Source organism: Thiomicrorhabdus sp. (assembly GCF_041583835.1).
Taxonomy (GTDB): domain Bacteria; phylum Pseudomonadota; class Gammaproteobacteria; order Thiomicrospirales; family Thiomicrospiraceae; genus Thiomicrorhabdus.
This window is the reverse complement of the sequence record NZ_JBFHFC010000033.1, coordinates 1-15,463: the sequence shown is the minus strand read 5'-3', so window position 1 is coordinate 15,463 and position 15,463 is coordinate 1. Positions and strand designations below refer to the sequence as shown.

General features: G+C 44.7%; 12 protein-coding genes, 1 tRNA gene and 1 pseudogene. All 14 read right to left on the bottom strand.

Annotation, left to right across the window (positions count from 1 at the left end):
- A partial coding sequence (locus ABY044_RS11780) for a GTP-binding protein (RefSeq protein ID WP_373020187.1) occupies positions 1 to 141 on the bottom strand: 141 nt, incomplete at its 3' end.
- 63 nt (positions 142 to 204) lie between these two features.
- A complete protein-coding gene (fusA, locus tag ABY044_RS11775) occupies positions 205 to 2,307 on the bottom strand; it encodes an elongation factor G (protein WP_373020893.1) in 2,103 nt (700 codons plus the stop codon).
- A gap of 62 nt (positions 2,308 to 2,369) precedes the next feature.
- Positions 2,370 to 2,843 carry a 30S ribosomal protein S7 gene (gene rpsG, locus ABY044_RS11770; protein ID WP_279421159.1) on the bottom strand — a complete coding sequence of 158 codons (474 nt, stop codon included), beginning with the start codon at positions 2,841 to 2,843 and terminating at the stop codon, positions 2,370 to 2,372.
- Between the two features lie 68 nt (positions 2,844 to 2,911).
- Positions 2,912 to 3,286 carry a 30S ribosomal protein S12 gene (rpsL, locus tag ABY044_RS11765; protein WP_028487292.1) on the bottom strand — a complete coding sequence of 125 codons (375 nt, stop codon included), beginning with the start codon at positions 3,284 to 3,286 and terminating at the stop codon, positions 2,912 to 2,914.
- A 135-nt stretch (positions 3,287 to 3,421) separates the two neighbouring features.
- On the bottom strand, positions 3,422 to 7,642 hold the full coding sequence (gene rpoC, locus ABY044_RS11760) for a DNA-directed RNA polymerase subunit beta' (RefSeq protein WP_373020891.1): 4,221 nt from the start codon (positions 7,640 to 7,642) through the stop codon (positions 3,422 to 3,424).
- The gene (gene rpoB / locus ABY044_RS11755) at positions 7,643 to 11,701 is read right to left on the bottom strand and encodes a DNA-directed RNA polymerase subunit beta (protein ID WP_373020889.1); all 4,059 of its coding nucleotides are present in this window, start codon (positions 11,699 to 11,701) and stop codon (positions 7,643 to 7,645) included. It lies immediately after the preceding gene.
- 194 nt (positions 11,702 to 11,895) lie between these two features.
- Positions 11,896 to 12,267, bottom strand: a complete 372-nt coding sequence (gene rplL, locus ABY044_RS11750) for a 50S ribosomal protein L7/L12 (protein ID WP_373020887.1) — start codon at positions 12,265 to 12,267, stop codon at positions 11,896 to 11,898.
- 45 nt (positions 12,268 to 12,312) lie between these two features.
- The gene (rplJ, locus tag ABY044_RS11745) at positions 12,313 to 12,813 is read right to left on the bottom strand and encodes a 50S ribosomal protein L10 (protein ID WP_373020886.1); all 501 of its coding nucleotides are present in this window, start codon (positions 12,811 to 12,813) and stop codon (positions 12,313 to 12,315) included.
- 191 nt (positions 12,814 to 13,004) lie between these two features.
- The gene (rplA, locus tag ABY044_RS11740) at positions 13,005 to 13,694 is read right to left on the bottom strand and encodes a 50S ribosomal protein L1 (RefSeq protein ID WP_373020885.1); all 690 of its coding nucleotides are present in this window, start codon (positions 13,692 to 13,694) and stop codon (positions 13,005 to 13,007) included.
- A 4-nt stretch (positions 13,695 to 13,698) separates the two neighbouring features.
- Positions 13,699 to 14,127, bottom strand: a complete 429-nt coding sequence (gene rplK / locus ABY044_RS11735; RefSeq protein WP_373020884.1) for a 50S ribosomal protein L11 — start codon at positions 14,125 to 14,127, stop codon at positions 13,699 to 13,701.
- 62 nt (positions 14,128 to 14,189) lie between these two features.
- Positions 14,190 to 14,723 carry a transcription termination/antitermination protein NusG gene (gene nusG, locus ABY044_RS11730; protein ID WP_373020883.1) on the bottom strand — a complete coding sequence of 178 codons (534 nt, stop codon included), beginning with the start codon at positions 14,721 to 14,723 and terminating at the stop codon, positions 14,190 to 14,192.
- A gap of 1 nt (position 14,724) precedes the next feature.
- Entirely contained in the window at positions 14,725 to 15,108 is a 384-nt protein-coding gene (gene secE, locus ABY044_RS11725; RefSeq protein WP_373020881.1) for a preprotein translocase subunit SecE, read from the bottom strand.
- Between the two features lie 60 nt (positions 15,109 to 15,168).
- Positions 15,169 to 15,245 (bottom strand) — tRNA-Trp (locus ABY044_RS11720).
- Between the two features lie 61 nt (positions 15,246 to 15,306).
- Positions 15,307 to 15,463, bottom strand: a pseudogene (tuf, locus tag ABY044_RS11715) (elongation factor Tu); the annotation flags it as partial.

Genomic DNA, 15,463 nt, shown 5'->3' with positions numbered 1-15,463 from the left:
GTAGTCTTTTACGTCTCCACCAAATTTCTTACCTTGTACGATTGTCAATGCCGCTGTTAGAGTTGTCTTACCATGGTCAACGTGACCGATAGTTCCAACGTTTACGTGCGGTTTCGTTCTTTCAAACTTTTCTTTTGCCATTTTAAACACCTTATTAAGCAAAGACCCTACATAAAAATAGGGCCATAAATTTAATTAAAAGAATTAAGAGCCTTTTTGGACACTTGCAATGATTTCATCCTGGATATTCTTCGGAGCGTCATTGTACTTCAAGAATGTCATGCTGTAGTTTGCACGACCCTGTGTCAATGAACGCATCTGGTTCGAATAACCAAACATTTCTGACAATGGAACCTCTGCCTTAATAGACTTACCGGTTGGAATATCATCCATGCTCGATACCATACCACGACGACGGTTAAGGTCACCGATGATATCACCCATGTACTCTTCTGGCGTAGTTACTTCAACCGACATAATAGGCTCAAGAATAACTGGGTTTGCTTTCACAACACCATTCTTGATACCCATACCGGCAGCAACAGAGAACGCCATTTCGTTCGAGTCAACATCATGGTAAGAACCATCGATCAACTCAACACTAACGTCAACCATTGGGAATCCGGCGATAACACCGTTTTCCAACTGCGACTTAGCACCCTTCTCAACCGCACCGATGTACTCACGAGGTACAGCACCACCAACGATACTGTTGATAAACTCGAAACCACTACCAGGTTCACGTGGAGAAATCTTGAATACGACGTGACCATACTGACCGCGACCACCAGACTGACGAACAAATTTACCGTCAGCTTCTACAGCACTTCTAATCGTTTCACGATATGAAACCTGAGGAGCACCGATGTTCGCTTCAACGTTAAATTCACGCTTCATACGGTCAACGATAATGTCAAGGTGAAGCTCACCCATACCAGAGATGATCGTCTGATTTGTTTCTTCGTCAGAATGAACACGGAAAGAAGGATCTTCCGCAGCCAATTTTTGAAGAGCAATACCCATCTTCTCTTGGTCAGCTTTAGTTTTAGGCTCGATCGCGATAGAGATTACCGGCTCTGGGAAATCCATACGTTCCAAGATAATTCTGTTATCAGGATCACACAAAGTATCACCAGTAGTTGTATCTTTAAGACCTACCGCACACGCGATATCACCGGCACGCACTTCTTTAATTTCTTCACGAGAGTTAGAATGCATCTGCAATAGACGACCGATACGCTCACGTTTTTCTTTAACTGAGTTATAAACCGGGCTACCTGATGTCAAAACACCAGAATAAACACGGAAGAACGTCAAAGTACCAACATAAGGGTCAGTCATGATCTTAAATGCCAATGATGCAAATGGAGCATCATCAGAAGAAGGACGTTCTGCTTTAGTACCGTCTTCTAACTCACCTTGAATAGCAGGTACGTCTGTCGGAGCCGGCATATATTCAACAACCGCATCCAATAGCGCTTGTACACCCTTGTTCTTAAAGGCAGAACCACAGAACATTGGGACGATTTCAACATCGATACAACGCTTACGAATACCCGCTTTAATATCTTCTTCTGACAAATCACCTTCATCAAGGTACTTATCCATCAACTCTTCAGAAGCTTCGGCAGCAGATTCAACCATCTTCTCACGCCATTCTTGGCAAAGCTCAACCATGTCTTCCGGAATATCTTCATAACGATATTCCATACCCATGTTTTCTTCTTCCCAATAAATCGCCTGCATCTTGACCAAATCAACAACACCGCGGAAAGTTTCTTCAGCTCCGATCGGTAATTGCATAGGAACAGGAGTAGCGCCCAAACGATCAATAACCATCTGGTTAACGTTCAGGAAGTTAGCACCCGCTCGGTCCATTTTGTTAACAAAGCCCATACGTGGCACGCCATACTTATCAGCCTGACGCCATACAGTTTCAGACTGAGGCTCAACACCACTTACTGAACAAAAACAAGTTACGGCACCATCCAGTACTCGCAATGAACGTTCAACTTCGATTGTGAAGTCAACGTGACCAGGAGTATCGATGATGTTAATGCGGTGCTCTGGGAACTGACGACCCATACCACTCCAGTGAGTAGTTGTAGCAGCGGAAGTGATAGTGATACCACGCTCCTGCTCCTGTTCCATCCAGTCCATTGTTGCACCACCGTCATGTACCTCACCGATTTTGTGAGATACACCAGTGTAATAAAGAATACGCTCTGTAGTAGTGGTTTTACCCGCATCAATGTGCGCCATAATACCAATGTTACGGTATCTTTCAATTGGGGTTTTACGTGCCACGTTAATAAACCTTTTAATTAAATTCCAAAACAATAAAGGCCCTAAACCGGGCCCTAATCAGATTACCAACGGAAATGCGAGAATGCCTTGTTGGCTTCTGCCATTCGATGGGTATCTTCTTTTTTCTTGATGGCTGAGCCACGATTTTCAAGCGCGTCTGATAACTCGCCAGCCAATCTTAACATCATGCCTTTTTCACTACGCTTTCTTGAGGCTTCAACCAACCAACGCATAGCTAACGCCATCTTACGTTCTGGTCTAACTTCAACTGGAACTTGGTAAGTTGCACCACCAACACGGCGGGACTTAACTTCAACCATAGGACCTACGTTATCAAGAGCTTCTTTCAAAAGGGCAACATGCTCGCCGCCTTTTTTGCGCTCTACAACAACGTCTAATGCATCATAGACAATCTTTTCGGCTACGGATTTTTTACCGCTAACCATAATCATATTGACAAACTTTGTTAAAGTTGTGTCACCAAACTTAGGATCAGGTAGTACCTGTCTTTTTGGAATTTCTCTTCTTCTAGCCATTCTTAACTCTTCCGGTATAAATGTAACACTAATATTGCAAAACGTATGTTAAAGGATTCTTAATCGAATTAACCTTTAGGACGCTTAGCACCGTACTTAGAACGACCTTGTTTACGTCCATCAACGCCGGCGCAATCCAATGCACCACGGACCGTATGATAACGTACACCAGGCAAGTCTTTTACACGACCACCACGGATAAGGATAACCGAGTGTTCCTGCAAGTTATGTCCTTCACCACCAATGTAGGAAGAAACTTCATAACCATTCGTTAAACGTACACGCGCAACTTTACGCAGAGCAGAGTTAGGCTTTTTAGGGGTTGTTGTATAAACACGCGTACACACACCACGACGCTGAGGACAAGCCTGCAACGCAGCAACATTAGATACCTTACGCTTATCTTTACGCGGCTTACGCACCAACTGGTTAATTGTAGCCATTCAATTTTCTCCAAATTTGAGATTAACTCTTACACATAAACGAATCTGCGGTCAAAAGACCGCAAATAAGGATTGAAAATTTTAGTGACCTAATCAGAATAAGTCAAGCATAAATACTTGAAATTATTATCTGAATTAGATTTCACCTTCAACATTTTCAATTTCTACTTCTTCCGAGACGGCAGTCACTTCGACCGACTCGGTTTCTTCAGGCTTCATAAATGCTTGCAACTCATCCATCACTGCATCATTTGCCGCTTTACGCGCTTGATGATATGCAAAACCGGTACCGGCTGGGATAAGACGACCCACAATTACGTTTTCCTTCAGACCGATCAACTTATCACGCTTACCGCTTACCGCTGCTTCGGTAAGTACGCGTGTAGTCTCTTGGAAAGAAGCTGCCGAAATAAAGGACTCTGTAGCCAACGATGCTTTAGTGATACCTAGTAACACACGTTCAAAGCTTGCTTCAACCTTTCCTTCTGCACGAGCTTTTTCATTTAGCTCGATTACTCTCGCATACTCAGTCTGCTCACCTTTGATCAGACCTGTATCGCCAGATGTTTTAACTTCAACTTTTCTCAGCATTTGACGAACGATTGTCTCGATATGCTTGTCGTTGATCTTAACACCTTGTAAACGATAGACATCCTGCACTTCGTCAACAATGTATTCAGCCAATCTTTCGATACCCAACAAACGAAGAATGTCATGCGGATTAGGATTACCTTCAACTACGATATCCCCTTTCTCAACACGCTCACCTTCGAATACCGAAACGGTACGCCACTTAGGAATCAACGTCTCGTACTGCTCGCCACTATCCTGAGTAATGATCAAGCGCTGCTTACCTTTAGTTTCTTTACCGAAACCGACAACACCTGCAACCTCAGCCATAATTGAAGGCTCTTTTGGTTGACGTGCTTCGAACAAGTCGGCAACTCGAGGTAGACCACCCGTGATATCCTTGGTTTTCGAACTCGCTTGAGGAATACGTGCAAGTACGTCACCGGCACCCGCCTTATTACCTTCCTGAACAACAACAATCGAGTTTTCTGGTAAGTAATAAATAGCCGGTGTTTGAGTACCCGGGAAGTTTACCGCAACACCTGATTCATCAACCAATGTGATATATGGGCGCGCTTCTTTCGCTGCACTGGTACGCTCTTTCGCATCCTTAACAACGTGAGTCGTCAAACCGGTTAACTCATCGATATTTTCTTCAACCGTTCCTTCGAAGTTACCGAATTGAACCTTACCTTCTACCTCTGTAATAACAGGGTGTGTATGCGGATCCCACTGAGCGATGATATCGCCGGCAGAAACTTGCCCACCATCTTCGACGGACAGAACCGCACCGTAAGTGATTTTGTAACGTTCTTTTTCACGTCCAGACTCATCCGCCAAAGACACTTCACCGGAACGCGAAGTGACAACGATCGAACCATCAGAGTTTTTGATCGTCTTCAAGTTATGCCACTTAACCGTACCGTTATGCTTAACTTCGATCTGACTTTGAGCAGACGAACCAGATGCCGTACCACCGATATGGAACGTACGCATCGTCAACTGAGTACCCGGCTCACCGATTGACTGAGCCGCCATAACACCGACAGCCTCACCCATGTTAACCAAGTGTCCTCTCGCCAAATCACGACCGTAACACTGCTGACAAATACCGAAACGGGTTTCACAAGTCATCGGAGAACGAACGTGAACGTGATCAATACCGTTCTCATCGATAAGATTAACCAATCTTTCGTCAAGCAATACGCCACTGGCAATCAATAACGAACCATCAGCTGCAACGACATCCTTGCTGGCAATACGACCTAATACGCGATCTTTCAGGGTTTCAACAACATCACCACCCTCAACATGCGCCGTCATCAAAATACCGGCATCGGTACCACAATCGTTTTCGGTCACAACTACGTCCTGAGCAACGTCAACCAAACGACGAGTCAAGTAACCCGAGTTAGCGGTCTTCAATGCCGTATCCGCCAAACCTTTACGCGCACCGTGAGTCGAAATGAAGTACTGAAGTACGTTCAAACCTTCACGGAAGTTTGCCGTAATAGGCGTTTCGATGATCGAACCGTCCGGCTTCGCCATCAAACCACGCATACCACCCAACTGACGCATCTGAGCTACGGAACCACGAGCCCCGGAATCCGCCATCATGTAAACCGAGTTGAAGGAAGTCTGCTGAACTTCATTACCGTCTTTATCTAATACGTTTTCGAACTGAAGCTCATCCATCATCGACTTGGTAACCAATTCGTTGGTATGCGACCAAATATCGATAACTTTGTTATAACGCTCACCGTCCGTTACAAGACCTTGTGAGAACTGGCCCTGGATTTCAGCAACCTGGCTTTCAGCGCGTGCAATAATGTCAGCCTTACTTTCCGGGATCAACATGTCATCGGAACAGAAAGACAAGCCCGCCAATGTCGACCATTTGAAACCGGCATACATTAACTGGTCGGCAAAGATAACCGTCTCTTTAGGACCTAGAACACGGTAACAAGTGTTCAAGACCGAACTGATATTCTTCTTGGTCAAAGAAACGTTCAACAAGTCGTAACTCAAGCCCTTAGGTAGAATTCTGCACAATAATGCACGACCCGCCGTGGTATCGACGATACGAGAACTTACGCTTTCGGTACCATTTTCATCGATAACGGTTTCTTCAACTTTCAACTTAATCTTGGAATGCAAATGCACGACCTTAGACTGCAATGCACGCTCGACTTCACGCCAGTTAGAGAACGCTTTACCTTCCCCTTTGGAATTGATGCTTTCACGTGTAATGTAATACAAACCAAGTACAACGTCCTGTGAAGGTACGATGATTGGGTCACCATTAGCAGGCGACAGCAAGTTGTTTGTAGACATCATCAACGAGCGAGCTTCCAACTGTGCTTCCAAAGACAGTGGTACGTGTACCGCCATCTGGTCACCATCGAAGTCGGCGTTGAATGCCGAACAAACTAACGGATGCAAGTTGATCGCCTTACCTTCGATCAATACAGGTTCGAAAGCCTGGATACCAAGACGGTGAAGTGTCGGTGCACGGTTCAATAGAACCGGATGCTCACGAATAACTTCGTCAAGAACGTCCCAAACTTCCGGCAAACCTTGCTCTACCATCTTCTTAGCAGCTTTGATCGTCGGAGACATACCGCGCTTCTGCAACTTACTGAAGATAAATGGCTTAAACAATTCCAAAGCCATTTTCTTAGGCAGACCACACTGGTGCAATCTTAGCGTAGGACCAACAACGATAACGGAACGACCGGAATAATCCACACGCTTACCAAGTAAGTTTTGACGGAAACGACCTTGCTTACCTTTGATCATGTCAGCCAAAGACTTCAACTGACGCTTGTTCGTACCGGTTACGGCACGACCGCGACGACCGTTATCAAGCAATGAGTCTACCGCTTCCTGCAACATACGCTTTTCGTTACGAACGATAATGTCAGGCGCCATCAAATCCAACAAACGCTTCAAACGGTTGTTACGGTTAATAACTCGACGGTACAAATCGTTCAAGTCGGAAGTCGCGAAACGACCACCGTCAAGCGGTACCAACGGACGCAATTCCGGTGGCAACACAGGAAGTACATCCAAAATCATCCATTCAGGTCTGTTGCCAGAATTTACGAATGATTCAATCAACTTCAAGCGTTTAGAAATCTTCTTCTGCTTGGTTTCAGAGTTTGTACTTTCAATCTCTTCACGAAGACGGACTGCATCACCTTGCAAATCAATCGCCTGTAGCATCTTCTTGATGGCTTCAGCACCCATTTGTGCTTCGAACTCATCGCCGTACTCATCCAAAGCATCCAGATACTCTTCTTCTGAAAGTAACTGCCATGGCTCAAGAGGAGTTAGGCCCGGATCAACAACCATGAAAGCTTCGAAGTAAAGAACTGCTTCGATCTCTTTCAATGTCATATCCAGCATCAAGCCGATACGTGAAGGTAGAGACTTCAAGAACCAGATATGTGCAACCGAAGTCGCTAGGTCGATGTGACCCATACGCTCACGACGTACCTTAGATTGTGTGACTTCAACACCACACTTTTCACAGATAACACCACGGTGCTTTAGGCGCTTGTACTTACCACACAAACATTCGTAATCACGGATAGGACCGAAGATTTTTGCACAGAAAAGACCGTCACGCTCTGGCTTGAAAGTACGGTAGTTAATCGTCTCAGGCTTTTTGACTTCACCAAAAGACCAAGAGCGGATTTTTTCCGGTGAAGCAAGCGACACTTTAATCGCATCAAAATCACTAGATACGTTTTGTTTTTTTAGAAAACCGAGTAAATCTTTCATTTAGTCTTGCTCCAACTCAATATCAATACCTAAAGCGCGAATCTCTTTGCGTAAAACGCTGAATGATTCAGGCATACCTGGTTCCATATATTCATTACCGTCCACAATGTTCTTATACATTCTGGTACGACCATTCAAGTCATCCGACTTGACCGTCAACATTTCCTGCAACGTGAAGGCGGCACCGTATGCTTCAAGTGCCCACACCTCCATCTCACCGAAACGCTGACCACCGAATTGGGCCTTACCACCTAACGGCTGCTGGGTAACCAAACTATAAGGACCAGTTGAACGTGCATGCATCTTATCGTCAACCAAGTGGTTCAACTTCAAGTAATACATGTAACCAACGGTAACCGGACGGTCAAACTCTTCACCCGTCAAACCGTCGAACAACTTCATCTGACCGGATTCCGGTAGATCTGCCAAACGCAACAACGCTTTGATCTGACCTTCGGATGCACCGTCAAATACCGGTGTCGCCAAAGGCACACCTTTTCTCAAGTTATTCGCCAACTCAATAATTTCAGCATCGCTGAAGCTATCAAGATCGACTGACTGACCCTGAGTTTCATTATAAATTTTATCCAAGAAGCTACGTACTTCCGCAATATCAGCCTGCTGCTGAAGCATTGCGTTGATCTTAGTCCCCAAACCTTCGGCCGCTAGACCAAGGTGTGTTTCAAGAATCTGACCGACGTTCATACGCGACGGTACACCTAGTGGGTTAAGACAGATATCGACAGGACGTCCAGTTTCGTCAAACGGCATGTCTTCTACAGGACAGATGCGTGAGATAACACCTTTGTTACCGTGACGACCCGCCATCTTATCACCCGGCTGGATACGGCGCTTAATAGCTACGTAAACCTTAACCATCTTAGAAACACCAGGAGCCAAATCGTCACCCTGACTTAATTTTTTACGCTTCTCTTCGTAAGCATCGTTCAATTCCAAACGCTTCTGCTTCAACTGAGTTTCAAGCGCTTCAAGCTGACGGCTGATTTCAGCGTCATCGACGTTTAGTGCAAACCACTTATCGCGTTCAACACCGGCAAGGAAAGCTTCGTTGATCTTAGTTCCGTCAACCAGCTTCTTACCATCCAACATGACGGCGATACGATCCAAAGTATCTTCTTTAAGTATCGTGTACTGCTCGTCAATATCTTTACGGATTCTTGAAAGCTCTTCTTCTTGAATTGCAAGGGCACGCGCATCTTTCTGAACACCTTCACGAGTGAAGACCTGAACATCGATAACCGTACCTTCAACCCCTTTGCTTACGCGCAAAGAAGTATCTTTAACATCGGAAGCTTTCTCACCGAAGATGGCACGCAATAGTTTTTCTTCCGGAGTCAGCTGAGTTTCACCCTTAGGCGTAACCTTACCAACCAGAATATCACCCTGCTTAACTTCGGCACCAACGTAAACGATACCGCACTCATCCAAACGAGCCAGCGCAGCTTCACCTACGTTAGGAATATCCGCTGTAATTTCTTCAGGCCCTAACTTGGTATCACGCGCCAAACACGTCAACTCTTCAATGTGAATCGTTGTATAACGATCTTCTTGAACAACGCGCTCAGAAACAAGGATGGAATCCTCGAAGTTGTAACCGTTCCACGGCATGAACGCGATACGCATGTTCTGACCCAGTGCCAATTCACCCAAGTCAGTCGATGGGCCGTCAGCCATTACATCACCACGCGCAACCAAATCTCCCGCTTTTACAATCGGCTTCTGGTTGATACAGGTGTTCTGGTTAGAACGCTGGTACTTAACCAGGTTATAGATATCAACCCCGGTTTCACCTTCTTTAATCTCGTCGGCATTAACACGGACAACGATACGCGCCGCATCGGCTGAAACAACTTCACCGCCACGTTCGGCAACAACGGTAACACCCGAATCGATTGCTACTGTCTTTTCGATACCGGTACCAACCAAAGGCTTATCCGCACGCAAAGTAGGAACCGCCTGACGCTGCATGTTCGATCCCATCAAGGCACGGTTTGCATCGTCGTGCTCTAGGAACGGGATCAATGATGCCGCAACCGAAACGATCTGCTGTGAAGAAACGTCCATATAATCAACGTCTTTAGAAGACGACAAAATGGTTTCGTTCTTATGTCTTGCTGTAACAAGATCATCCATCAAGTTGTTATTTTCATCCAACTTCGAACTCGCCTGAGCGATCACAAATTGTGCTTCGTCGATTGCTGAAACATATTCAACTTCATCGGTTACGTGACCGTCAACAACCTTACGGTATGGTGTTTCAAGGAATCCGTACTCGTTAGTCTTGGCGTAAATCGCCAAAGTGTTGATCAAACCGATGTTTGGTCCTTCAGGTGTTTCGATCGGACAAACACGACCGTAGTGTGTCGGGTGAACGTCACGCACCTCAAAACCGGCACGTTCACGTGTCAGACCGCCTGGCCCCAACGCAGAAACACGACGCTTGTGTGTAACTTCCGACAATGGGTTAACCTGATCCATAAACTGAGACAACTGGCTTGAACCAAAGAATTCTTTGATTGCAGCCGATACTGGCTTGGCATTGATCAAATCTTGAGGCATCAAACCATCAGATTCCGCCTGGTTCAAACGCTCTTTAACAGCACGCTCAACACGAACCAAACCTACACGGAATGCGTTCTCGGCCATTTCACCAACCGCACGAATACGACGGTTACCCAATGTATCGATATCATCCACAGTACTTAGACCGTTACGGATGTTGATCAATTCACGAATAACATCGATGATGTCTTCTTTCTCAAGAACTCCAACACCTTCGTTTGACTTACGGCCAAGACGACGGTTCAACTTCATTCGACCGACTGAAGACAAGTCATAGCGGCTCTCATCAAAGAACAAGCTATTGAACAAGGCTTCTGAAGATTCTTTTGTCGGTGGCTCACCCGGACGCATCATGCGGTAAATTTCAATCTGCGCTTCCAACTGTGAGTTAGTAGAATCCAAGTTAAGCGTATCGGAGATGTAAGGTCCATTTTCAAGCTCATCAACATAAAGAACTTTAAGCTCATACTTATCCATCAGACTGATCTTATCGATCAATTCTTGAGTCAATACATCGTTAGCACGAGCAACCAACTCTCCGGTAGAGGTATCCATTACACCTGTTGCCAAAACCTTACCTAAAAGGTAATCGCTGGTAACTTTAACTTTTTGAATACCAGACTCGTTCAACTGCTTAATGGTACGAGCAGTAATCTTCTTACCTGTTTCAACAATCTTCTTACCGTCATGCTCAATATCGAACACAGCAGTCTGACCTTTCAACTGATCAGGGTTAAGAACTAGCTCGAACTTGCCTTTCTTAACATTGATCACGTTCTGCTCAAAGAATGCACCTAGGATCTCTTCATTGCTATAACCCATTGCACGTAGCAAAATCGAAACTGGCAATTTACGACGACGGTCAATACGCGTGAATAGGCAATCGTTGTGGTCAAATTCAAAATCCAACCATGAACCACGGTAAGGAATGATTCGAGCGTTGAACAACAACTTCCCGGATGAATGCGACTTGCCTTTGTCATTATCGAAAATAACACCTGGCGAACGGTGAAGCTGAGTCACGATTACACGCTCGGTACCGTTGATAACAAACGTTCCGTTTTCAGTCATCAAAGGAATATCACCAAGATAAACTTCTTGCTCTTTAACATCTTTAACCGGACGCTTACCTGCTGGCGCGTCTTTATCGTAGATAACCAAACGCATCTTCACACGCAAAGGAGAAGCATAAGTTACACCACGCTGCTTACACTCCTTAACATCAAATTCAGGTTGCCCCATGTGATAGCTAACATACTCAAGGTCAGCTGTACCGGCTACACCGCGGATTGGAAACACAGACGTAAATGCTGCATTTAAACCTACGTTTTCTCTTTCTAAAGGTTTTTGATCCATTTGCAGGAACTCACGGAATGAGCCTTTCTGCAGGGATAACAAATAAGGAACTTCAAGAATAGAAGGACGTGTTGCAAAATTCTTACGGACACGTTTCTTTTCAGTTAAAGAATAAGTCATCGTTTACCTCGACGCTAAAATTGCCAGGAAAATAAATAGCACTGATGGCTATTTGTAATGCATAAAACTGTAGTAGCAGCTTCAGTTTAAAACTACACTTACTAGCACACTTTTACACACTGTTAAAACGCGAAAAGGCCGGCGCTAAAAAACGCCAGCCATCGCTTTGCTGTGTAGACAGCGAAGTATAAGAATTACTTAACTTCGACTTCTGCACCTGCTTCTTTAAGGTCGTTAGCCAATGCTTCGGCTTCTTCCTTAGAAACACCTTCTTTAAGAGTGAATGGAACGCCTTCAACAGCTTCCTTCGCTTCTTTAAGACCAAGACCAGTTGCAGCACGAACCGCTTTGATCGCAGCAACTTTGTTCGCACCAGCACCAGTAAGAACTACGTCGAATTCAGTCTTCTCTTCTGCAGCAGCACCAGCGTCAGCAGCAGGACCTGCAGCAACCATAGCAGCAGCAGAAACACCGAATTTTTCTTCCATTGCTGAAACTAGTTCAACAACTTCCATTACAGACATATTAGCAACAGCTTCTAAAATATCATCTTTAGTTACAGACATTTGTAATCTCCTAAAATTTTAATTGGGTTGTGCTTAAGAATTATCTTAAGCAGCTTCAGCTTCTTTTTGCTCTTTAATAGCAGTAAGAGCACGAGCCAATTTCGCAACAGGCTCTTTCATAACAAATAGAAGCTTAGCAACAGCTTCATCGTATGTAGGTAGAGCAGCTACTGCGTTCAATTGAGAAGCGTCCATTACGCCTTCACCAATCGACAACGACTTAACAACTAGTGCATTATTTGTTTTAGCAAAATCTTTGAAAACACGTGCAGCATTCCCTAGCTCTTCACCAGAGAAAGCGAAAACCAACGGACCAACAAATGTGTCAGCCATGTCTTCAAATTTTGTGCCTGCAACAGCACGGCGAGCCAAAGTGTTCTTAACAACACGAACCTTAACATTGGCTTCACGCGCTTTAGCACGAAGTTCGGTCATTTGCTCTACAGTCAAACCACGATATTCAGCTGCAACGATTGAACCAGCTTCTGCTACAACAGCAGAGACTTCTTCAACGACAAGCTTTTTATCTTCGATATTGAGTGCCATATAACCTCCAAACAGCTTGATATATATCGATCTATATCAAACTCTTCCATCTACGTAGGCTTGAATCTATTAAGAATGCATCCTCTGCATTCACCCACGGTCTGCGATGGGCGCTCACTCATATCAACCTATTGATTCAAGGAGACCCAATTCGCAAATAATGCCCGCATGCTAAACGCATGCAAACATCATTATAGTGATGACTGATCTACAATCAGGCCAGGACCCATTGTTGTAGAAATAGTCACTTTCTTAACGTAAGTACCTTTAGCAGAAGCCGGCTTGGCTTTTCTAAGATCTTCCATCAAGGCTTCTAAGTTTTCTTTCAACTTATCAGCTTCAAATGCAACTGTACCGATTGAAGCATGGATAATACCTGCTTTATCTGCACGGAAACGAACCTGACCAGCTTTAGCATTGTTAATTGCACCAACAACGTCCGGAGTCACAGTACCGGTCTTAGGGTTTGGCATCAAACCACGAGGACCAAGAACCTGACCTAACATACCAACAACGCGCATAGCGTCCGGAGATGCGATAACAACATCAAAATCCATCATGCCTTTTTTGATTTCGTCAGCCAAATCTTCCATACCAACGTAATCCGCACCCGCTTCTTTAGCAGCTGCATGGTTCGCTTCACCAGTGAAGACAGCCACACGAACGTCTTTACCAGTACCGTTAGGCATAACAGTTGCACCACGTACAACCTGATCCGATTTACGAGGATCGATACCCAAACGAACAGAAACATCAACAGATTCAACGAACTTTGCAGTCGCAAGTTCTTTCAACAAGTTAATACCTTCTACCAAGTCATAAGAGGCATTGCGATCAACACGCTCTGCAAAAACTTTTTGTTTTTTAGTTAATTTTGCCATCTTATTATTCCTCTACCACTAGACCCATACTACGAGCAGAACCCGCAATAATCTTCACAGCAGCATCCAAGTCGTTTGCGTTCAAATCAGCCATCTTAGTGTTTGCAATTTCTTCCAACTGCGCACGAGTAACCGTACCAACCTTATTTAAGTTAGGAACAGCACTACCACTGGTAATACCAGCTGCTTTCTTCAACAAGACAGACGCCGGAGGTGTTTTAGTAACAAACGTAAAGCTACGGTCACCGTAAACTGTGATAACAACAGGAATCGGCATTTTAGCTTCTAGGTTCTGAGTTTGAGCGTTAAACGCCTTACAGAACTCCATGATGTTCACACCGTGCTGACCTAATGCAGGACCAACCGGTGGACTTGGGTTTGCAGCACCAGCAGGTACTTGCAACTTGATATAGGCTTCAATTTTCTTAGCCATGATTTTCTCCTTATGGGTTAAACGCTTTTCAGCTCCCCAGTCGTTTTTACACCGGTCTTAATTTAAGACTTTTCAACCTGACCGAACTCAAGTTCAACCGGAGTTGAACGGCCAAAAATCAATACCGATACTTGCAATTTGTTTTTCTCGTAGTCAATCTCTTCAACTACCGCCTCAAAATCCTTAAAAGGACCATCGACGACACGAACCATTTCACCCGGCTCGTAAATAACTTTTGGACGCGGCTTATCTACACCTGCTTCTACTCGCTGTAGAATACGATCAACTTCTTTCTGAGTGATCGGAGCCGGACGGTCGCTGGTACCACCAATGAAACCCATTACCTGCGGAACACTTTTTACCAAATGCCAGGTATCTTCGTTCATTTCCATCTGTACCAAAACATACCCCGGAAAGAACTTTCTTTCACTGGTACGCTTTTTACCATCACGGATCTCAACCACCTCTTCGGACGGAACTAAAATCTCACCGAATTGGTCAGTCAATTCTGCGCGCTCAGCATACTCAACCAGTGCCTTCTGGACTTTTTTCTCATACCCAGAATAGGCATGAACGACATACCATCTTTTCGCCATCTTAACCACCTTGCCCTGTTAACACTTGGACTGCCCACAAAAAGAACATATCCACTAACCAGAAGAAAATACCCATAATGATGACAACCACAAAAACAATCAACGTCATCTGAACCGTTTCTTGTCGAGTTGGCCACACTACTTGTCGGACTTCTCTCTTTGCATGACTCAGGTAATTAAACCAGCTTCGACCGATAGTCGTTTGATACAAAATAAATGCTGAGATAGCTACACCAGCTATGACACCCAAAACACGAACAACAGCATGCGCTTCTTGATATACATAGTAACCAACTAATGAACCTACCAACACCGCAACAGCCAATAACAACTTGACGGTATCCAGTGAGTTTGATGCTTTTTGTTCTTGAATCTGCTTACTCATAACCTATCAGCTAAATTAAAAACGACCCGCATTTGTAAAAATGCAGGTCGTTATGGAATATGGCAGGGGTAGAGGGATTCGAACCCCCAACACCCGGATTTGGAATCCGGTGCTCTACCAATTGGAGCTATACCCCTGGATCTTGCCGCAAAAAAAAGGGGATTATACATCCCCTTTTTGACTTTTGCAAGCGTAAAATTAATCGATAATTTTAGCTACAACACCCGCACCAACAGTACGTCCACCTTCACGGATCGCGAAACGTAGACCATCTGACATAGCGATTGGGTTGATTAGCTCAACTGTCATCTGAACGTTATCACCAGGCATTACCATTTCAACACCTGCCGGTAGT

Bases quoted from the DNA above. Each gene is read 5' to 3' on its own strand.
- rpsG (WP_279421159.1), bottom strand. From the start codon at position 2,843: ATGGCTAGAAGAAGAGAAATTCCAAAAAGACAGGTACTACCTGATCCT.
- rpsL (WP_028487292.1), bottom strand. From the start codon at position 3,286: ATGGCTACAATTAACCAGTTGGTGCGTAAGCCGCGTAAAGATAAGCGT.
- rpoC (WP_373020891.1), bottom strand. From the start codon at position 7,642: ATGAAAGATTTACTCGGTTTTCTAAAAAAACAAAACGTATCTAGTGAT.
- rpoB (WP_373020889.1), bottom strand. From the start codon at position 11,701: ATGACTTATTCTTTAACTGAAAAGAAACGTGTCCGTAAGAATTTTGCA.
- rplL (WP_373020887.1), bottom strand. From the start codon at position 12,267: ATGTCTGTAACTAAAGATGATATTTTAGAAGCTGTTGCTAATATGTCT.
- rplJ (WP_373020886.1), bottom strand. From the start codon at position 12,813: ATGGCACTCAATATCGAAGATAAAAAGCTTGTCGTTGAAGAAGTCTCT.
- rplA (WP_373020885.1), bottom strand. From the start codon at position 13,694: ATGGCAAAATTAACTAAAAAACAAAAAGTTTTTGCAGAGCGTGTTGAT.
- rplK (WP_373020884.1), bottom strand. From the start codon at position 14,127: ATGGCTAAGAAAATTGAAGCCTATATCAAGTTGCAAGTACCTGCTGGT.
- nusG (WP_373020883.1), bottom strand. From the start codon at position 14,723: ATGGCGAAAAGATGGTATGTCGTTCATGCCTATTCTGGGTATGAGAAA.
- secE (WP_373020881.1), bottom strand. From the start codon at position 15,108: ATGAGTAAGCAGATTCAAGAACAAAAAGCATCAAACTCACTGGATACC.